Origin of the sequence: Citrobacter sp. Cf088 (genome assembly GCF_030334295.1) — a bacterium.
Lineage (GTDB): Bacteria > Pseudomonadota > Gammaproteobacteria > Enterobacterales > Enterobacteriaceae > Citrobacter > Citrobacter freundii.
Genome location: NZ_JAOWEE010000058.1, coordinates 253,666 through 275,408 on the forward strand (window position 1 = coordinate 253,666; position 21,743 = coordinate 275,408).

Annotated in this window: 11 protein-coding genes; 6 read left to right on the forward strand and 5 right to left on the reverse strand. The window is 51.6% G+C overall.

Annotated features, from left to right (window positions below; all coding sequences use genetic code 11):
* The first annotated feature begins 3 nt into the window (after positions 1-3).
* Positions 4-7,272: an Ig-like domain-containing protein gene (locus tag OGV71_RS24510; RefSeq protein WP_286534148.1), complete on the forward strand. Its 7,269-nt coding sequence runs from the start codon at positions 4-6 to the stop codon at positions 7,270-7,272.
* Between the two features lie 58 nt (positions 7,273-7,330).
* Complete coding sequence (locus OGV71_RS24515; RefSeq protein ID WP_071696678.1) at positions 7,331-7,591, forward strand: hypothetical protein; 261 nt, start codon at positions 7,331-7,333, stop codon at positions 7,589-7,591.
* Between the two features lie 83 nt (positions 7,592-7,674).
* Here OGV71_RS24515 and OGV71_RS24520 read toward each other — a convergent pair whose 3' ends face one another.
* The 5 genes from OGV71_RS24520 to OGV71_RS24540 are packed head-to-tail and all read right to left on the reverse strand — an operon-like array spanning position 7,675 to position 14,308.
* The gene (locus OGV71_RS24520) at positions 7,675-9,609 is read right to left on the reverse strand and encodes a bifunctional diguanylate cyclase/phosphodiesterase (RefSeq protein ID WP_286534150.1); all 1,935 of its coding nucleotides are present in this window, start codon (positions 9,607-9,609) and stop codon (positions 7,675-7,677) included.
* Positions 9,610-9,618: 9 nt separating this feature from the next.
* Entirely contained in the window at positions 9,619-10,311 is a 693-nt protein-coding gene (lapG, locus tag OGV71_RS24525; protein ID WP_373371756.1) for a cysteine protease LapG, read from the reverse strand.
* Positions 10,312-10,313: 2 nt separating this feature from the next.
* Positions 10,314-11,174: a transporter substrate-binding domain-containing protein gene (locus OGV71_RS24530; protein WP_286534152.1), complete on the reverse strand. Its 861-nt coding sequence runs from the start codon at positions 11,172-11,174 to the stop codon at positions 10,314-10,316.
* A 16-nt stretch (positions 11,175-11,190) separates the two neighbouring features.
* On the reverse strand, positions 11,191-12,123 hold the full coding sequence (locus OGV71_RS24535; protein ID WP_071696681.1) for an amino acid ABC transporter substrate-binding protein: 933 nt from the start codon (positions 12,121-12,123) through the stop codon (positions 11,191-11,193).
* Positions 12,116-14,308, reverse strand: a complete 2,193-nt coding sequence (locus tag OGV71_RS24540) for a putative bifunctional diguanylate cyclase/phosphodiesterase (RefSeq protein ID WP_257651610.1) — start codon at positions 14,306-14,308, stop codon at positions 12,116-12,118. Before OGV71_RS24540 ends, OGV71_RS24535 begins: the two co-directional genes overlap by 8 nt.
* A gap of 829 nt (positions 14,309-15,137) precedes the next feature.
* On the opposite strand from OGV71_RS24540, the gene OGV71_RS24545 reads away from it, so the two are divergent.
* The 4 genes from OGV71_RS24545 to OGV71_RS24560 are packed head-to-tail and all read left to right on the forward strand — an operon-like array spanning position 15,138 to position 21,738.
* A complete protein-coding gene (locus OGV71_RS24545; protein ID WP_286534154.1) occupies positions 15,138-17,147 on the forward strand; it encodes a sensor domain-containing phosphodiesterase in 2,010 nt (669 codons plus the stop codon).
* Between the two features lie 27 nt (positions 17,148-17,174).
* Positions 17,175-19,265: a methyl-accepting chemotaxis protein gene (locus OGV71_RS24550; protein WP_286534156.1), complete on the forward strand. Its 2,091-nt coding sequence runs from the start codon at positions 17,175-17,177 to the stop codon at positions 19,263-19,265.
* Positions 19,262-20,329 carry a chemotaxis protein CheB gene (locus OGV71_RS24555; RefSeq protein WP_257651608.1) on the forward strand — a complete coding sequence of 356 codons (1,068 nt, stop codon included), beginning with the start codon at positions 19,262-19,264 and terminating at the stop codon, positions 20,327-20,329. Before OGV71_RS24550 ends, OGV71_RS24555 begins: the two co-directional genes overlap by 4 nt.
* A complete protein-coding gene (locus OGV71_RS24560; protein ID WP_286534158.1) occupies positions 20,326-21,738 on the forward strand; it encodes a CheR family methyltransferase in 1,413 nt (470 codons plus the stop codon). The genes OGV71_RS24555 and OGV71_RS24560 overlap by 4 nt, the downstream gene beginning before the upstream one ends.
* Positions 21,739-21,743 lie beyond the last annotated feature (5 nt).

The following is a 21,743-nucleotide window of genomic DNA, read 5'->3' on the forward strand; positions in this document are numbered from 1 at the left end:
CAGGTGATTTCCGGCACGGTAAGCGGGGAAGACGCCAAAGCGGGCGACCCGGTGCTGGTGGAGATTAACGGTCACCAGTACCGCGGGGAGGTTATCGATTTAGGCAACAACGCGCTGGGCTACCGTATCACGGTAGACACTTCAGACTTTGCTAACAACAGCGTACCGATTGACGGTAATGTGGACGTGAAGGTCACGGTCACCTCGCACGATGCGGCGGGCAACATGGCGATCGCCACCGGGACCCACAGCGTGCATCTCGACAACGTTGCCCAAAATGCTGTCACTGTCGAAACGGTGGCACATGATGATGTGGTCAACGCCATTGAAAACAGTATGCCCACGCTGATTAGCGGCGTGGCGGGCGGTGATGCCAAAGCGGGCGATGCCGTTGTCATTAGCGTGCAGGGGCTTAAATTTGCCGGAACGGTGGTCGATGATAACGGCCAGATGCGTTACGAAGTGGCATTACCGAAAGGAACGCTGCTGGAAGGTAAAAACGATGTGGTGGTGACGCTGGTCAGCCACGATGCGGCGGGCAATGAAGTCACCGCGCTTGAGCACCGGACCGTTACGCTGGACACCCAGGCGCACAATGCCCAGACCATCGACAACGTTACTGACGATAACACCCTCAACCGCGCTGAGCTGTACATGCGTAACCAGGTGATTTCCGGCACGGTGAGCGGGGAAGACGCCAAAGCGGGCGACCCGGTGCTGGTGGAGATTAACGGCCATCAGTATCACGGTCAGGTAGTCGATCTCGGCAACAACACGCTGGGCTACCGTATTGCGGTGAATACTTCTGACTTTGCCGGTAACAGCCTTAATGTTGACGCCAGCGTGGACGTGAAGGTCACGGTCACCTCGCACGATGCGGCGGGCAACCTGGCGATTGCCACCGATACCCACAGCGTGCATCTCGATAACTATGCTGAGAACAGCGTGCATATTGACGCTGTTGCTGGCGATAACGTTATCAATATCAACGAGTTTTCGGCAAACGGCGGTATTACGCAAATTACCGGTACCGTCAGTGGGGCGGATGCGAAAGCGGGGGATATCGTTACGCTGGAGCTGAAAGGCGGTACGGTGATTCAGGGCGTGGTTCTCGCGCTGGTCGCCGGCGGTCTGGGCTATAGTTTCCCGGTCAATACCAATATGCTGATGACTCACCCCGAGATGACCGTTTCGGTAACCTCCAGAGACGCGGCGGGGAACAGCATAACAAATCACGCTACCTTGACCGTGAGCAGCGATATGTACACCCAGTCGCATATCACCATTGATGGCGTAACGGCTGATAACGTTATCAATATTAAAGAATCTACCGATAACCACGGCAAGACGACCATCAGCGGCTCGGTCAGCGGCGATGCGAAGGCACACAATACTGTCGAGCTGGTGATTAATGGTCAGCACTATTCGGGGGAGGTGGTGACGCTGGCGAACGGCGGCCTCGGCTACAGTATTCCTGTTAACACCAGGGATCTGGTCAACGATCCGGTTATTCACGCGAGTATTCATACCCGGGATGACCATGGTAATGAAACCACCGCGACGGCAGATCGTCGCGTTGGCGTGGATCTGCATGCCGACTCCACCATCGGTATTGATACCGTTGCAGGGGATGACATTATCAGCAAGGTGGAATCCGACCAGCATATCGCCACTATCACCGGGCCGGTAGGCGGCGATGCGAAGCCCGGAGATGATGTCACTTTAACCTTCAACGGCAAAACCTATTCGGGTACGGTTATTGAACTTCCTGACCACTCGCTGGGCTACCGCATTGAGGTCAGCACCGACAAACTGCCTGATGGCAGCGATCAAAAAGTTCATGTCTCTATCTCAACCGTCGACGATCACGGCAACCCCTACACGGCAACGCATGACCAAATTGTGCATATCGATCTGCACGCTGAGGCGAGCATCACCGTTGATAAGGTGACGAGCGACAATGTGCTGAACCATTCTGAGCTGAATATGGCACAGCAAATCATCACCGGTACCGTTGGGGGGGATGCGAAAGTTGACGATGTGGTCACCCTGGAGATTAATGGGCGCATCTATACCGGCAAGGTCATTGCGCTTGGCAATAACCAACTGGGTTATCACATCCCGGTCGACTCTTCGGCATTCAGCAACAACCAGGGCAACCAGGATAAAAATGTGAACGTCAGGGCGACGGTCACCTCGCACGATGCGGTGGGTAATGAGGTCATCACCCCTATTGACCGTGACGTCCATATTGATAACCATGCCAGGGCTTCGATTACCCTCGATACCGTGGCGGGCGACAATATGATTAATGGCGCAGAATCCGTTAAGCCCACCACCGAAGTCATGGGGACGGTCTCTGGCGATGTGAAAGTGGGTGACAAAGTTGAAGTGACCGTTAACGGCACAACCTACGAGACCACCGTTCAGCGCTTACCTGAACATAACGGCGCGAAGGGCTATAAACTGGATGTCCCGACCAGCGACCTCGTCGCCGATCCGCATATTACCGCGCATATCACAGGTGTTGATACGGCTGACAATACTCAGGATGGGCAGGCGGATAAGGATTTGCAGGTTGATCTTAAGGCGGATGCAACCCTCACTATCGACCCGGTCACCAGTGACAATACGATCAACGGGGCGGAGTCTCTCCAGCAATTTACCCTGGTCACCGGCACAGTCGGCGGCGATGTGCATGTCAACGATACGGTGTATCTGACCGTTAATGGTCATGTGCTGACGGGGAAAGTGTTTGCTCAGGGCAATGGTGATTTAGTCTATAGCATCAAGGTCAGCACTGCCGATCTGCTGGCCGACCCGCATTTAACGGCAACCGTCAGCACCACCGATGCAGCAGGCAATCCGGCCACGGCCAATGCCCAGGCTACGGTAAACATCGATACCCGGGTGGTTGCCGCGATTACGGTCGACGACGTTACGCTTGATAACACGCTTAACTATGCTGAGCAGCATCAGCCCCATACCCTCGTTAGCGGCACCGTGAGCGGAGAGGTTAAACCTGGCGACCCGCTGCTAATGAAGATCAACGGTCATATTTATCATGGCGTTGTTGACGATCTTGGCGGCAATAAGATGGGCTACCATATCTCGGTCGACACGACCGATCTGCTCGCCAGCCCGCATATTGAAGTCTCCATGGATGTCACCGACGGCGCGCAGAACCACGCGCAATTCGTTGCGCATCATAACGTCAGTCTGGACGATAGCGCCGCTGCGACGATTACCCTCGAACGCGTAACGGGCGATGATGTTTTGAACGGCGTTGAATTACAGGCGCCGAAAACAACCATCAGCGGCACGGTCGGCGGCGATGCCCGGATAAACGATGTGGTACATCTGAACATCGGTGGTCATTTGGTGGATGCTAAGGTGATCCCATTGCCGCATTTGGGGGGCGCGTTAGGCTATTCGATCGATGTTGATACCCAGTGGCTGCAAAACGATCCGCATATCACGGCGACAATTACCACGACAGATCCTCACGACAACACCGCGACGGCGGAGGCGAAGAGTACGCTAACGATTGACGATAGCGCCGTGGCGAGCGTCCATATTGATCCGCTGGTGACTGACGACCATGACGCGGTAATCAACGGCAAAGAGGCGCATAACCCGCTGACCACCGTCACCGGAAGCGTTGGCGGCGATGTGCAGGTTGGCGATCTGGTCACACTCACCATCAACAATCAAACCTACTACGCGCAGGTACGGGATGACCATGGTCAGCATGTGTTCAGCACCGAGGTCTCAACGCTGGATCTGCTCATGGACCCAAATATTCAGGCGAAGGTCTCGGCAACCGATGCGGCAGGCAACGTCGCGAATGGGCAAGATAGCCTGCCGGTGGTGATTGATACCGTTGCTGATGCGGGGATTACCATTGACACTGCTTCCAGCGGACTGGTGCCCGGCCAAACCGTTGCGAATGATTTACAGCCGGGTTGGCGGCCTGACTTTATCTCCGTCACCGGGCATGTCGATCCCGATGCGGTTTTTGGCGACACGGTGACCATTACGGTGGGGCATGGCGTCGTTATAACCACTCAGGTAACAAAATTACCTGACGGTAAACTGGGCTATCAGGCCAATATCAGCTCCGATAAATTCGATAACGATGGCAATATTGTGGTGTCTATCACCACTCATGATAATCATGGCAACACGGCGACGGCGGCAGAGCATAAATTTATTAATCTGCCCTGGATGCACCATATGGCCGTAATCGGCAATACGCCTTACGGATTCGGTACACCGCCGGTCGTCACCACCCCAACCACCGGTACGGGAACGACGCAACCACCGCAGCCTCATGTCCATCTCACTGTTGATAAGGTGGCGGGTGACGACATTCTTAATCAGCAGGAGGCGCAAAAAAATACCACGCCAATACGTGGCCTGGTTAGCGGGGATGCGCATGTTGGTGATGACGTCATCGTCACTATTAACAACATTCCATATCACGGCAAAGCGATTGCGATTGCGGGATTGCTGGGCTATCAGGTGAATGTCCCAACGGATGTGCTGACGGCGCATCCGACGTTTGATGTATCAATTACCGTACACAATTCAGCGGGTAGCGACACGGCGAAGGAAACGAAAACGATCGCCGTCGACACCGATAATCCTGTTCATATCACGATGGATAAGATCGCGGGTGATGACGTTATCAATGGTCAGGAAGCGAAAACCGGCGTAACGACGGTACGCGGTACGGTCAGCGGTGATGGGATCCACGACGGCAGCGTGGTGACTTTGCAGGTGAACGGCAATACGTTAACTGCCGTGGTGCATGCGGATCACGGTCAGTGGGTCTGGTCGCAGGATGTCAGTATCAACGACCTGCGTAGCAACCCGGACATTGTCGCGACGGTAGCCGCCAGCGATGTGGCTGGCAATCCAGGGACGGATTCGACAAACCGCCATGTCGATGTCGACCTCAAGGCCGATGCGAGTGTGTCGATTGATAAAATCACCGCCGATAACGTACTGAATGCTCAGGAAACATTGCAACCGACGATCGCGGTGAGCGGGACAGTTTCGGGTGATGTACACCCTGGCGAAAGCGTGACGCTGATGGTGAATGGTCAAACGTATACCGCGGTTATCGATGCGAACAATCACTACGTTGTTGATGTGAACACGGCGGATCTGCTGGCCGATCGTTCCATTGACGCCTCGGTAACCGGCCATGACGTTCACGGCAACGTGCAGGACGCTACCTTTACCCAAACATTTGCTGTGGATACCACGGCAACGGGAACCGTGACAATCAACACCGTGGGCGGTGACAACACGCTTAATGCTGATGAGGTCAAGGCCGGTAAGGTTGAGATTAGCGGTACCGTTTCGGGTGATGTTCACAAAGGCGATACGGTGCAGATCACCGTTAATGGCGTTACGGTCGACGCTACCGTCATAGAATTACCGCATATGAACGGCCAACTGGGCTATAAACAGTTTGTCAGCACCACCGATCTTCAGGCGGATCCCACGATTCATGTCAGCGTGACGGGGCATGATGCAGCGGGCAATAGCCAAACGGCGGTCAACGACAAAACTGTGACGATTGATACCCATGCGGATGCGATGCTCGTTCTGGATCCGGTGTCCGGGGACGATGTGTTGAACAATGATGAAGCCGGGAAAGCAACCACGACCATCACTGGCCACGTGACCGGCGACGTTGAGGTTGGCGATCAGGTTACCGTCACCGTGAACGGTAAAGAACTGGTGGCTAAAGTCAGGGCCAACGGCAGTGACAAGGTATTCAGTGTTGAAGCCAGTACGGTTGATTTGGTGCATGACCAGCACATTACCGCCCGCGTCGTGGCGCATGATGATGCCGGTAACCGCCAGCAGATTGATACTGACAAGACGATTACTGTCGATCGCCTGGCTTCTGGAACCGTGGGGATTGATGACGTCAGCGCTGACAACATTCTGAACCATCAGGAACTGTCGGGGCCGAACGTCACGATCACGGGTCTTGTGGGCGGCGATGCGCAGGTTAATGATCCGATCAACTTAACCATTGGCGGGCATACGTTTCATGGCAACGTGACTAAGCTGAACAACGGTGATCTGGGATATCAGATCGCTGTGGATTCAGCCACTCTGCGCGCCAACACGTCAATCAAGGTTGAGCTTACCGGGCATGATGCGCCTGGGAATTCATTCACGGCACAGTCCACGCATACTTACTCGGTTGATGAGCACGCCAACGGCGCGATTACCATCCATGACAGTATCGCAGGCGACAACACCGTGAACCTGCAAGAATCGCAGTCGGACACGTTGATCCGCTTTACGGTTTCAGGGGACGCACATCCGACGGACGTTGTCACGGTCAGCATCAATGGTCACGACGCGGTGGCCACACTGATCCCCGGCACCTCCAGGGATTATCAGATTGCGGTTCCGGGCACGTACCTGCATGAAGGCAACAATAACGTTGAGGTGAAAACGACGTTACACGATGACGCCGGAAATACGCTGGAGGTGACGAATCATAAAAATGTGGTGCTTGATACGCATACCGATGCCAGCATCGTGGTGGACAAGATAACCGGGGATAACCATATATCCGCGGCCGAATCGCAGTCCGGCATTATGCACATCACCGGCAGCGTGACAGGTGATGTGCACGCTGGAGATCATATCAACGCGCTGGTTAACGGCCATGATCACGATGTGGTGGTGTATCTGGACAATAACGAGCTGCGCTACGACATTGTTGCAAACGTTTCTGAATTTCATGGCGGTCATAACAGGGTCATGGTGAGCATTGACGCGCATGATAATCATGGCAACGTGGCGCTATATGGGCAGCAGGTTGATGTCATGATGGACGATCCGCTTTCACACAAAGGGCACACGGCAGACAAGGGGCAACATGCTGCTTTTCAACAGGCGCTGCACAACCTGTTTGATGACAGTACGTTGTCACTGCCTTACGCGCCTGCGGCAACCGCGCACGGCCAGACGGCGGGCGCATTGAGTGCTGACGATAAAGCGCAGAGCATTCTCGCTAAGGTCGATCTCAGCGATCTGGCGCGAGAACTGCACGAAGGCGTCGATATTGCGAAGTACATTCAAAGCGGCGGCGATCACCAGTTTATCGCCAGCCCGGCGAAGGTCGCGCACGGGATGGCTCTTGCGCTTTCTACCCCGGTGAGCGGAGATTTACATTCTCCGTCCTATTCGCTGGATCACCTGATAGCTAAACCTGAGCAAAATCACAATCACTAGCGTATGTTCACTGCCCTGTGTCAACAGGGCAGTGGCATCTCATCGATAAGGCAACAATATGAATTCTGTTCCACCAAACGAAGAGAGCGGCAAAAGCTGCGAAAATGACCCGCAGCAGCCTTTAGCCATGCTGCAAAAAAGCGATCTGGAGATGGTGCGTGTACTCGATGATCTGATTTACCTGCTAATCCGCAAAGGCGTGATCGCCATTACCGATCTACCGCCGATGGCGCAGGTTAAATTGATGAATCGTGCAAACGCACGTCAGGAGCTTGGCGGGTTAGAACAACTGCTCGGTGGCGATGACAGTATTTTTTAGCTGACGCAGGCAGTCAGTTTCCTGGCCGGATAAGCGAAGCGCCATCCGGCAACATACAAGCGTATCAAGGCTTCCTGCGTTTATCACAGCGGCGCGGGTTCACCTAATAGTTGACCCATTGCGCCATCGACACCTAACTCCCGCAGCACCTTAAGTTCGCCTTCCGTTTCAACGCGTTCGGCAATTAGCGGTAAGTCAATATTGCGCGTGGCGTTGCATAACACTTCAATAAATAAACGTTTATCGTTTTCTTTATCAATGTTGCGGATATATCTGCTGTCTATTTTCAGGTAAGCAAGCCCCCACTGTGACAGATGACCGATCATATCGAAACGGCTGCCAAAGTGTTGCAGACCCAGCGCGCAACGATGCTGGCTTACGGCTTTCACAAACACCGCCATTTGATGTGGCACAGGCAGTTGGTTTTCATCCAGTTCCAGAATCAACTGGCTGGCTAATCGCTGTGAATACCGTAGCGGATGGAGCAGATCAGAAATGGTGACCGCGCTGGCGACAGAACTGCCAGAAATACTCAGCGCTAATTTTCCCGGCGCGGTTTTTAATTGGTTCAGCGTCAGCTTCAGCATTACTTTATCAAGGCGATGGCTCCAACCAAAGCGATGGATCCACGGCAGGAAGCGCCCGGCGGTAATGGTGTTGCCCTGCTCATCAATAATTCGCGACAGTACCTTGTAATGCAGGATTTTTTCCGGCTGGCGGCAATCCACCACAGGTTGATAAACCAACTGGAACTGCTGATTTTCCAGCGCATGCTCCAGACGAACAAACCACAAATGCTGGTCTTCAGTAGCTGCTGGTAACTCTGTGCCAGGCCCCACCTGGTGGTCGGTATGTGTTTCTGCTTCCACCAGCAGGCGATCGGCCTGAATCAGCAATGATTGCGCGTTATCTCCGGCGCTAAATGGCACCATGCTGGTATAGGCGACCGGTTGTTGGTCTGACATTCCGGTGGCGTAAAAGGCCGTGAGTTTCTGGCTCAGTGAGTTGCACATATCCAGCATTTCATCGTGCGTAACGCCAGGACAGAGCAGGGCGAATTCTCCGCCGCGAATGCGGGCGAGCGTGCTGTCGAGAGACGCATATTTTTCTCTGTGCGCGTTTAGCAGGTTAGCGATGTTGAGCAGCAGCTTATCAGTATGCGGTCCGCCGAAACGCTGATTCAGGCCACCTAAATCCTGAACGCGGAGCAACATCAGGTATCCCGGCGCCGTATCGGCATCGCTCAGTCGCACCTGAAGTTGCATATCAAACGCCCGACGATTGGCAACACCGGTCTGGCTGTCGAGATAAGCTTCATTATGCAGACGTTCGCTGTTGACGGCTTGCTCTTCAAATAATGACTTGAGCTTTGCAGCCATCAAATTCATCGCGCCAACCACCCGGCGTAATTCCGGCGTTTTGGGCAGCTCTTGTAGCGTCAGAAACTCGCGGCGGGTAATGGCTTCCGACTGCTTTGCCAGATAATTGAGCGGGCGCAGGAGCTTACGCAGCAGCAGAATGCCAGCGATTAAGCAGGCGAAGCTGCATGACAGCATCCACAATAGATTACCTAATGTGTTGTCCCACAGGCGCTGTACCGCAAAGAGAGGATCGCTGGTGACTTCCACGCGCGCTGCTTGCTTCCAGCCGCGCATAATCGTCGCATCGCCGGTTTGCGGGGTGACATCCACCAGATCAACAAACCAACCGGGGACATCAGGAATGGACGCCGTCGCGCTACGCTCAAGCATAATCTTGCCGTTTTCCAGATTAACGATACGAATCTTTTTGTAGTAGCCGCTATCGAAAATGGAGCTGACCATGAGTTCGATCATCGCCGGGTCGTTGACATTGGGCGTCAACGAAACGCCCAGCGCGGTTGCCGCATCCTGGGCATGCGAAAGGAGTTGGTTATTGGATTGATTGCGAGAACTCTTCAGCGTCACAATAAAATTGCCGCTAAACACAACCATCATAAAGAGAGAGATTGCCAGGAGTAACTGTTTAAAAAGAGACACAGGTGATTCCTATTTATCCATCGGGAAGCCCTCTTCCCGCATTTTGGTGAAAACTTGCTGCCAGCGAGAAAGTCTCTTGCTGTCTCCAACACGTTGATTGTTCTGGTTGCCCGGAAGCCATAGGCCATTGTTGTTAAAGGAGTAAACAGGTAATAAATCCATACGCTGCGTTGCAGGTGAAATGGTGCTCGTCAGGCTATCGAGCACCAGAGGGATCGCTTCAGGCGTGGCATACCAGGTCAGCACCATATGCGCCCGGTTATAGCGCAGAGCCTTGACGTAGGTGATGCGCAGTTTGTCTTCGGAGACGCCTAACTGGCGGAGGGTGAAATATTTGGCGATTGCGTAATCCTCACAATCCGCCTCGCCTTTGCGTAACGACTCAATGGGGGTGGCCCAGTAATCCACGTTATGCCAGACATCAATATCTTCGGCATAGCGGATCTTATCGTTAAAGAATTGATTTACGGCGCGTAATTGCGTTTGCTCGTCGGCTTTGTGCAACTGGATCAGAAGTTGTTGCCAGGCGTTGATCCGCTGTTGCGCTTCTGGGGAGGAAGGGCCGTAAAGCGCATCGGACTTCTGCAAAATATTGGCAAAATCCCAGGCCGCGCGCAGGGAATGGATCGATAGCAATAACAGCAACACCCCGGGGATTTTCCACAGGCGAAGCAGGCGGCGGCGTAAACAGCGGCTGATAATATTCAATTGTTATTTTGACAGCTGCCTGGTGATGGGTTTTTCAACTTCTCGCAGGACCACGGAGACAGCCACTTGTTGCGTAGTTGCGCGTTGACCGGCGAGGCAAATATATCTTTCAGCGTACTGTTAACAAACGTCACAAACTGCGGATCGTTTTTCCTCATCATAATGCCATAATGCATATCGTTGCCGATGCTCTCGCTAGACACGCTAAATAATTCAGGTTGTTCGCTATGACTGATAAGCGGCCAGGCCAGAATATCATCGACAAAAAAAGCGGCGGATTCATTATGCGCCATTTTATTAAATGCGCCGTGGATAGTCGGGGCGGTAATTATCGAAATATTAAGATGTTGCTCTCTGTTCGTTTTATTGAATTCCAGCAAATCTTTTGAGCTTCCGGTCAGGCTTACCGTGCGCCCCTTGAGATCGGCAAGCGAATGGATGTTATTTTTACGTAAAGAGATGATGCGCATTTTGGCAACGTAATAGTCGGTAGAAAATGACACGCTGGACATCCGCTCTGGCGCATTGGTATTAACGCTGCAGTCCATATCTATTTTATGTGAGCTTAATGCGGCGAACCGTTCGCCAAAGTTCACAGGAATATAATTAATGGTTAAGCTGTTGAGCTTCAGGTACAGGCGTAACTTATCGGCAATCATCTTACATACCGCGATGGTATACCCCGTGACCTTGCCATTGCTGTCGGTAAATGAGAACGGCGGCAGCTGTCGATAACCCACGTTTAGCACGCTGCTGTTCTGAATATGGTCGAGCGTTGCGGCATTCTGCTGCGCCATCAGCGTGGGGGAGATGATGATGCCTGCCAGTAAATTAAGCCATTGCACCGTGCGTTTCACCCTTGTCGTCCCTCGATTAATTATATTTTTCATAATCAAAACTGATCTTCTTTTTAGCAGCCGTTAGTGCTTTCAGGTTATCTGACATAGGAATGTTCAAATTAATGGCTTTCGACGGAATCGGCGACTGAAACCATTTGTTATACAGCGCAGTAAATTCGTTGCTGGTCATCAGCGAGGAGATTGCACCGTCAACAAACGCTTTAAATTCTTTATCGTGTAACGGGAGTAACAAGCCTGCTGGCAGTGGTGCGCTAAGCGCAATGTCGGAAAGTTCATAGTCTTCAGGGTTTGCCGTTTGCGCAATCATCCCTTTGAGCAAAACCGTGCTGGAAATGAGCGCATAATATTCGCCATTTTTCAGTTCATTAAAGGCCGTAATATTATTCGTGTCGAGCTGGATGTTAATATCCAGGTCATTGGCGACATTCACTTTTTGCAACTGCTCAACGTAAATTGTCCCGCTTTTTACCAGCACGCTGTGCCCGGAAAGTTGCGCCAGGTTGTTGTTGCTTTCATTTTTTCGCATCACAAAGCGAGTGCTGGAAAAATAAAACGGCAGCGAGAACTCGCTAATGCTGTGGCGGTTTTTTGAATAAAAGGCCGGGATACACATGATGTCTGCCATGTGATTTTTAATCAGCACAAACTGCGATGCCGAATTGGTTTTTACCCACTCGATTTTCAGGTTTTTGAGCTGAAGTTTTGTTTTGAGCGCGCTAACGATACTGTTGCAAATATCAATGGAGTAGCCTGCGGGGGCGTTTCCGTTCTGCCAGGAGAAAGGAAATGCATCATCCTGATAACCGAGGGTGATGGTTTTCTTATTGGCGATCTGCTCCAGCGTGTGCAGTTGCTGCGGAGTGCTCGCCATGCACGGCATCTCCAATACCATCAGCAGGAAAATCCCCACCAGCATGCGCCAGGCCAGGCGAAGGATGTCAGACATTGCAAAGCCCTTCATCAATGACCTCTTCGGTAAACGCGGAAAGTACCTCACGCTCGCGAAGTGGGTAGCTAAAGAAATAGCCCTGGACATTCTGGCACCCAGTATCGCGCAGAATGTCGCGTTGCTGCGCGGTCTCCACCCCTTCGGCGGTAACCGACATCTCGTACTTATGGGCAAACTGGATCAGCATCACAATCAAATACTGGCTGGCATTATCTTGCTGCAGCTTGTCGACCAGTGTGCGCGCGATCTTGATGCGGGTGAAAGGGTAGATCAGCAGGTAATCCAGAGCCGCGTAGCCGGTGCCCAAATCGTCCATCGCGATTTCGATACCCAGAGCGCGGATCTCTTGCAGTACGGGTAACGCAATCGACTTATCCAGTTTCTCGGATTCTGTAATTTCTATTTCAAGGCGTCCGGCTGAAAGCTGGCTGATGCGTAACGCATCTTTGATAACGTCAACCAGCCCCGGGCTGTGCAACTGGTAGGCGGATATATTCACGGCAATCCTGATGCGCTCCGGCCATTTGGCGGCGGCTTCACAGGACTGACGAATAATCCATTCGCCTAAGCGGACAATCAGACCGGAACTCTCGGCGATGCTGATAAAATAATCGGGGTAAATCAGGCCCTTGGTGGGGTGATTCCAGCGGATCAGCGATTCATAGCCATAAACGCTTTCATCATCCAGATTAATAATGGGCTGGTAATGAAGTTCGAACTCTTTGTTATCAATACCATCAATGATTTCCTGATTAATAAACAGGCTGTGGGTTTGCTTCATGACCATGCCGTCTTCGAAGAAATGGAAGCAACCGCGACCATGATGTTTTGACGCGTACATGGCAAGGTCGGCATTGATCATCAACGTCGAGGTATTATTGCCCTGCCAGGGGGCGGTAGTAATACCGATGCTACAGCTGATCGAAAAAGTATGGGTACTCCAGGTAAACGGGGTACTCAGCGCGCGGATGATACGTTTCGCCAGACGATTCGCCTCCCTGATGGCGTTGTCGCTGACATGTTGCAGGATGGCGAATTCATCACCACCCAGGCGCGCGGCGATATCATTGGGTCCCAGCAAGAGCTGCAGACGCTGAGCAACGCTAATGAGCAGTTCATCGCCCGCCTTATGGCCGAAGGTGTCGTTCACCGGTTTGAAGTTGTCGAGGTCAATCAGCAGCAGGTTGAACGATTTTTCTTCCTGATGAAGTTCATTCACGCGCTTATCTAACGCCTGGCCAAACGAAACGCGGTTGGGTAATCCGGTCAGCGAATCGTGGTGGGCCATATGCTCCATTTTTTGCGACATTTCATGCATGCGTTGCAGATAGCCGCGCTCTTCCATGGCGACGCGCAATTTTTCAATCGCCCCCGCCAGATGTCCAATCTCATCATCCTGGTCAAGGTAGGGGGTAATACAGTCCGTCTCTTCATGGGCGATGCGGGTGAGAGAGTTAATCAGCAGCGGAACCGGGCGGAATAATCTGCGCATAAACATCGTTACCAGTGCCAGCGTCACCAGTAAAATCAGGACAAAAATGATGCTGCTCTTTTTTAGCATCGCATCGTAGGTTGCGTATAACTCGCTTTTTTTACCGATGCTGCTTATCAGGCTCCCGAGGATCTCACCGGAAGGCGTCAAAATAGGTATGGCGCTGATAAAGCACTCTTCGCCGTTAATCTGGGCGAAGCCAACATAGTAGTTGACCAGCACATCGCGCGGCAGGCGACCGGAAAAGGTGATGACTCCTTCGCCATCTTCTGACCTGTTGTTGATGCCAATAAATCCTTTCTCGGGTGTATAGAGAAACAGCCAGGTGGGGTTATGGGTCTGGACTGATGCCAGTGCCAGGACATCGACCGGGTTATAACCGGTTTGCATAATGGAGTCGGCGTCGCCGATCTGTCTGTCGGATACGATGCGGGATATCTGCCCGGTATCGCTGGTTTCAACCGAAACGGTGGTATACACGCTACGGATGATGTAGGTCATAATCTGTGCATTCGCCTCAGCCCGTTGCACCCACTGCTGATAAGAAAAGTTGTCTATCAGGCTCCAGTTGGTAAACGCGCCAGCGCTAAAAGCAATAACGATACCTGCCAGCAAAAATTGCGTTATTTTGCCAGTGATTGAATGTTGCCACCCTTTTATTGCTTTAAGGGAAAACAGAGATTTTGCCACGGATTATGCTAATTCCTGAAAAAAGAGTGCTCGTTGCTGAATTTAATTTTTGTTATTACTTAATGGAATACCGCTGCTACAAATAAGTAGATGAAAGATATGAAATGCAACGACGTAACAAATAGCTAACATTGAACCATGCAGAGTAATGACAAAAATAACGGTATGCGAATATAGATAGTGCAGTTCTTTTCGTCAACAAGCAAAATTGCACATAAAAATACATTTTTCATCAGGTGCAGCGTACGCTATTAAAGTTGACATTAACGCCGTCTGAGAATGCTTTTTGTGCGTACTGGTTGGAGGTGTTGGGAAATCACGATAGGTAATTTGTTTTTTTACGCAGCATCAATGAATTAGCTTTTCTCTTATCGCGTATCCGAATGATTTTATCTCGACGAGATGTCCATTTTTGTCTATACGTGGGTGTTTATTTCCTGATGTGAACTGCCTAAGATGCTCGCTTCAATATAGAACATTATTTTATTTTCTCAGTGCGCGGTCAATGTTGACAATTTTGTTATGGTTCATCGACTGACCCAAAAGGATTTGTTTGTGACATTCGAGTCTGGATTAAAGTCCTATTGGTATAGTGCATGACGGATAAATTGGTTTGGACGCGATAATAAATACATATACTGCAAAAAACATTCGGAAATGGTGTCTGCCACTTGTTTTACCGGGCCTTTTTTACCCACTGGCACAATATCTTAACGGTTACTGTATTTTCAATAATAATATTTTAACAGTTTACGATCTCAAACTCGCCGTATTTTCCGCTGCCTTAGTCCTGTTTGGTTTTCGGGTATTGCCGGGATTCATGCTATTCATGGCGCTCATGTTTGCGGTCGGTCCACAAAGCGAACGAGTGGAATCGTTGTGCCTGATTATGGCTTCGACCTTAAGCTACGCTATTTACCGCCAGGCGACGGGAAGACGCAGTTGCGCCAGTTTTGGTCGTATAAAAATTAGCCTGAATCGTCTGATCTGGCTATGCGGCTTCAACATATTGCTGTATCTGGTGTTGAGCAGAATATTTGCGCTGTTCGTCGCACACGGCCATCGCCCGGATGTGGATAGCATTCCGGTGATGAGTCTGGAAATGCTGGTGCGTATTCAGGGGATCATCAACGGCTGTCTGACGGGCATTCCCTTTATCTACAAGATTTATCGCATCATTCGTCGACCGTCTTACCTCTTTACCTTTATCAAGGCGATTGCCTTTCAGTGTAAAGGCAATATCAGTGCCTGTGGCATTGGCTTTTGGTGTGTCCTACTGATTTTACTGATGTTTTGTTTAACGTCGCCGCATAATCCAAATATCTTTTTCTCTTTCTATAGCCTGATCCTGCTGTTTCCATTGATGTTGTGGGGGGCGATCAAGATTGGTCACTCGTTCACCATGCTGGTGTGGACGGTCGTACTGATTATTTTAGGTAAGCATAACGACAGCTATATCGCCAGCGACATTAACTTCATGCTGCATCAGGCGCTGGTTTCAACGCTGATCTTTGTTTTTTCCCTCACCATTGTGATCATGGGGGCGCTGGCAAAATTTACCCGCCAACGGTTTAACCAGGTTCTGTTGCTGGGGCTGACTGACCCGATGACGGGCATGGCGAACCTGCGCGCGCTGAAGACGGAGTTGTTTACCACTGAACGCGCGACCGTGTGCCTGATACAGATCCCCGAGCTTGAGCTATTTTCGCGTCGCTATGGTTTTCATTTTCGCGCCCGCTACCAGAAAATTCTTGCGGAGCACCTCCAAAGGCACCTCGTCAAAAGCGAAAAGGTCTATTACCACGCGGGCTACGATCTGCTTATCCGACTCGAAAATAGCACCTGGGAGCGGTTATGCGACTTATACCAGGCCGCCAACAGTTTCCGCCTGTTTTATAACAACCATCGGCTGGGTTTTCGCAGCGGCTTGGGCTACTGCCTGATTAACGATGTTAGCGATGATGTCTACCAGCTGGTGGGTAAACTCGGCATGGTTGCGGGGTTATCACTGACCAACGGCAGACCGGAAAACCTCGAAGCGCAGCACAGCCGGATCCTCGGCAATCACATTGTTGATAAAACAGAAATCCGTACCGCGTTGCAAAATGCGTTGGATAACAATGCGTTTGTCCTGATGGCCCAGCCGATAGTCAGTACCAACGGTGAAGAACCGTATCATGAGATATTGATCCGTATGCTTAACGAGCGGGGGGAATTCATTCCACCGAACAGTTTCCTGCCGGTTGCGCATGATGCGGGGCTGGCGCCGGATATCGATCTGTGGGTTATCGAAAACACCCTGAAATTTATGTGTAACCATCCGCAGCACTGTTTTTCCATTAACCTCGCGCCAGTGACGGTATGTCGATCAAATATTGTCACGCAGATAACCCAGCTTCTGCACGACTACGCTGTGGAACCGCAGCGGATTATTTTTGAGATAACGGAAGCCGATACGCTTTCAGATAAAGAACAAACTGTTGAAACCCTGCGTTTAATCCGCCAGTTGGGGTGCCGGGTGGCGATTGATGATTTTGGTACTGGGTTTGCCAGCCATGCACGTTTGATGAATATCGAAGCCGATATCCTGAAAATAGATGGCTCTTTTATTCGACGGATCACCGAAAGTGAAATCAGCTACTACATCGTCGAGTCATTCTGTCGCGTTGCCGAAATGAAAAATATGCAGGTCGTCGCTGAATTTGTTGAAAACGCCACGATTCAGGCGTGCCTGGAAAAAATGGATGTGGGGTGGTTACAGGGATATCACATTGGCAAGCCTATGCCGCTGATCACGCTGGAAACGCATCGTACGAACACCTTACGACCAAAAAAGTAATTTCTTCTCAGGTAGAGAATAAAAATCATGAGTGACCTTATCAAAGTGAAAAATCGAACGACGGATACTACCGGTGAGGGACTGCGCGCGCGACTGATATCCTGGCTACACAATATCCATCCAGGTGTGGCGATGAAGCTCGGTATGATTTTGGTGGTTTGCATCGCCACGTTGCTGATTGGCGCCTCTTTTATATTATCGTCTTATCTGTCCAGAGAGCTGCAGGTGAATGCGCTGGAGATGATTAAAACTAACACCCGTATTTTTCATAACAGTATTGCGAATGAATTTCAGCGAATTAATAAGGATGCGGAGCATTACAGCAATGTTTACATTAATAACTACCAAAACGTGGCGAATAAACCGCTGCGCTACATGGACTCCGCTGAATTAAAAGCTGTATTGAGCAACCCCAATACCAACGCGCATTTCACCGAATTAACCAGTGTATTTGCCAGTACGTTTATTCTGCAAGGCGAGCAGTTTGTGCGCGTCAGCAGCACCTTGCTGGCGAGTTCAGGTAATACGGCAACAGCAACGGCATTGGGGCATGACAACCCGGCATTACCATTATTATTGAAAAATAAACCTTTTTCCGGTGTGGTCACGCTGTTTGGTAAGCAATTTATTAGCCACTACGAACCGATTGCCGATAAGTATGGTCAGGTGATTGGGGCAGTTGCGGTGGGCTTTGATGTCAAACAAAGTCTGCAACCGATCATCCAGCATTTATTGAGTGTACGTATTGGTAAAGATGGCTACGCCTACGTGCTCGATGCCGGATTTGAACCGGGTCGGATGCTGGTTCATCCGTCGCTGGGTCGCCAGCAGGTGATTAATATCACCGATGCCAACGGTTATAAGCTCTTCGCCGATATGCTCGAACATAAAAATGGCATCACCTATTACAACTGGGTGAGCGGCTATGGCACACCGCCGAAGACCAAAGTCGCCGTCTATGAATACGTAGAAGGGATCAATTGGATAATCGCGACCACCAGCTATGTTGATGATGTCGCCAAGAGCAGCAATTTGGTACGCAACGGCCTGTTGCTGTTCACCGTCTTGCTGTTGCCGATTATTTTACTGCTGATTGCCGTTGCCAGCCGTTTTCTGATTTCTCGCCGCTTAAACCGCGTACTGGGGATTGCCCAGACCATTGCGGAAGGTGACTTGACGGTGGATGTTCAGGTCGATCATCACGATGAGATCGGCGAACTTTTGAGTGCGGTAGAAACGATGCGCCAGCGCCTGCATTCGCTGGTGGGCGGGATGGTTTCTCACGCCAGTTCGGTACACCAGGCTTCCCTGCATATCACTGAAGCGGTAGATGGGCAGGCGTCCACCAGCGTGGAAACGTCCTCTTCGGTGGCTGAAATTACCTCAACCATGGAAGAGTTGTCCGCCTCATCGACGCAGATCGCCGAACACTCGCGGGCTGTTGTGGATATTGCCAACCAGACACTTGAGGATTGCAATAAAGGCTCAGAATCGATGTCGCAATTGCTGATGCGTATGGCGGATATTGATACCGACAATCAGCAAAACATGCGTGAAATTATGATGCTCGGCAATAAATCGGCGGAAATCAGCCGGGTGATGGTGATCATTAACAGCGTCGCGGATCAAACGAAATTGATCGCCTTTAACGCGGCGCTGGAAGCCGCCAGCGCCGGAGAAGCTGGTAAACGCTTCTCGGTGGTAGCGGCTGAAATCCGTCGTCTGGCCGATTCGGTGACCGAATCAACGGTTGAAATTGAAAATAAGATCAGCGAGATCCAAAACGCGATTAACCGTCTGGTGCTGAACGCGGAAAAAGGCGGCGAGAGTATTAAAGCAGGCGCCAGGGCCTGTAAAGTCAGCGCCGAGCATCTGAACGATATTGTTGTTACGGCCGAGCAAACCTCGACGGCGGCGCTGCAAATATCGCTATCAACACAGCAACAGAAAACGGCGAGTAATCAGGTGGTCATGGCGCTGCGTGAGATCGTTGTTGCCAGTAACTATACCTCGCAATCTATCAAAGACATTCTGGTTGTCAGTCAGGATATGACACAACTGTCGAAAGCGCTGAAAGAGGCTTCGTCCTCATTCACACTGACGGAAACGGATGCATGAGTAGCGGCAACATTCGGGTGCTGATCCTTGACCTTGACAGCGCATCGCGTAATGCGTTGGTCAGGCAACTGGAAGAGCACCCGCATATTAAGGTGGTGGGACAAGCTGCTCATCGCAGACAGGCGATTCGACTGGTGCAACAGCTGATGCCCGACCTGTTGATCCTCACGCTGGATACCTCGAGCGCGGATAACGTCGAGGTTGTGGAAACCATCATGGCGACCAGTGCTATTCCCATCCTGGTTATGCGATTTTGCCATGAAAACCAATGGGATGACGATTACATTTCTCGTGGCGCACTGGCGGTGCTGCACCATAGCAGCGATTTCACACTCTCAACCGATGCGCTGCACCGCAAAGTGGAATTGCTGGTCGGCGTGAAGGTGATTCGCCATATCAAAGGATTACGCCATCCAACCGAACCGATAATGCCGCCTGTACGACCGATAATGGACATCGTACAGACGCCGCAGGACTGGCCTTTTGTGCTGGCAATTGCCTGTTCGACGGGCGGGCCGCAGGCGTTGAGTAAACTCTTGCAGGCTCTACCCGCGACGTTCCCGTGCCCGGTGCTCATCGCGCAGCATATTGCCGACGGTTTCGCCAAAGAGATGGTGCACTGGCTGGACAGCGTGACCGATCTGAAGGTGCGACTGGCGCAGGAAGACGATCGGGTGGAAGCGGGGTATGTGTATATATTGCCGCCGGAGCAGCACCTGATCGTCAAAAGCAACCAGCGTTTAGCGGCGATCCCCAGACAGGAAAGCGATGTTTATCATCCCAGCTGCAATCTGCTGCTGGAGTCGGTGGCTGAGGTGTTTCGTGAAAAGGCCGTGGGGCTGATTATGACGGGCATGGGCAGCGATGGCTGCCGTGGCATTGAGCTGATTTTCCGCCGTGGAGGAAGGACGCTGGCGCAGGATGAAGAAAGCTCGGTGGTATTCGGTATGAATAAGAACGCGATCGACAAGCAACTGATACACCGTACGATCCCGCTGGACGGTCTGGCGAAGGTGCTGCTTGCGATGGCTTTTCACGGGCTTGTTGAGAGTAAATTGCCATGATCCCCAATCTTCCTGATTATGCCCGGTTGATCAAAGAGCGGGTGGGCTTGCACTTTGATAATGCAATGGAAGACTTGCTGAAATCGGCGCTGAGTCGGCGTATGGGCGAGCGAAAAATCGCGGATTACTATGAATACTATGAACAACTGCGTATTTCGCAGGTTGAGTTCGATAGCTTCATTACGCTGATTACGATTAACGAAACTTACTTTTTCCGTGAAAGCGATACGCTGGATTTAATCTGCGACAAATGGGTTCCGCGTCTGCTGCAACAGCGCAGCGGCCCGGTACGCATTCTGAGTGCCGGATGTTCATCCGGCGAAGAGGCCTACTCGCTGGCGATTAAGCTACATGAACAATACCGCGACGCTATGGCTCAGCAGATTGAAATCTACGGCTGCGATATTGACCCGGTTATCTTGGCGAAGGCCCGAAACGCCAGCTATTCAAGCTATTCGTTTCGCGGCGTCGAGGCGAGTATTCAGCAGCGCTACTTTACCCGTTCGGGCAACCTCTACCGGCTGCATGATGAGATTCGTGAGAAAGTCTCGTTTCACCGCAGCAATATCGTCAAAGAGCAACTGCTGACAGGCGTGGACATCATTTTGCTGCGCAACGTGTCCATCTATTTCGACACGCCAACGCGCCGTGAATTACACGCTAATTTGCTGAAGATGCTGCAGCCGCAGGGAGCCTTATTTTTTGGCAATGCGGAAACGCTGGCCAACAATTTCGACATTCTGAAGCTGGAGCAGGAAGAGGGGATTTTCTATTTTTGCCCCCATCGTGAAGCGGCAAGGAGCGCCCCCGTCCCCAGGCTGGCGGTACGCGTTTCGCCGCCGAAAACATCGCTCAGGTATGCACCTGACGAGCTGCTGGCGCCGCAGTGTGATGACTGGCTAACGAAGGCGCGGGCCTGTCTCGATGAAAAATGTTTTTCTGAAGCCAAAAAATGTATCGCCTGCGTATTACGCGACGATCCCCGTAATCAGGATGCGCTGTTGATTCAGGGGGTGATTGCCCTTGAGCAGCGGGAGTTTTCTCAGACGGCGGGAAACGCGCAGAAGATCCTCGCGCAGGATGAGTGGTCGGCAGAGGCAAAAATGCTGCTGGGGCTGGCGACGATGTGGCAACACCAGACCCAGCAGGCCATCGCCTGGTTCAAGCAGGTGGTTTATCAGGAGCCCGGCTACTGGCCTGCACACTATTATCTGGCCGAAATGTACCGGCAAAGCGAGTTACGTCAGCCCGCTCAACGGACTTATCGCGTGGTGATGCGGTTACTGAACGACGAGATAAACAATCCGTCCTCGGTTTGTCGTCTACGTTTGCCAATAGTATTTCCTGGCAATACGTTTCGTTTCCTGTGTGAACATCAACTGGCGCAATTCGCCCATCAAAGTGGCTAATAAGA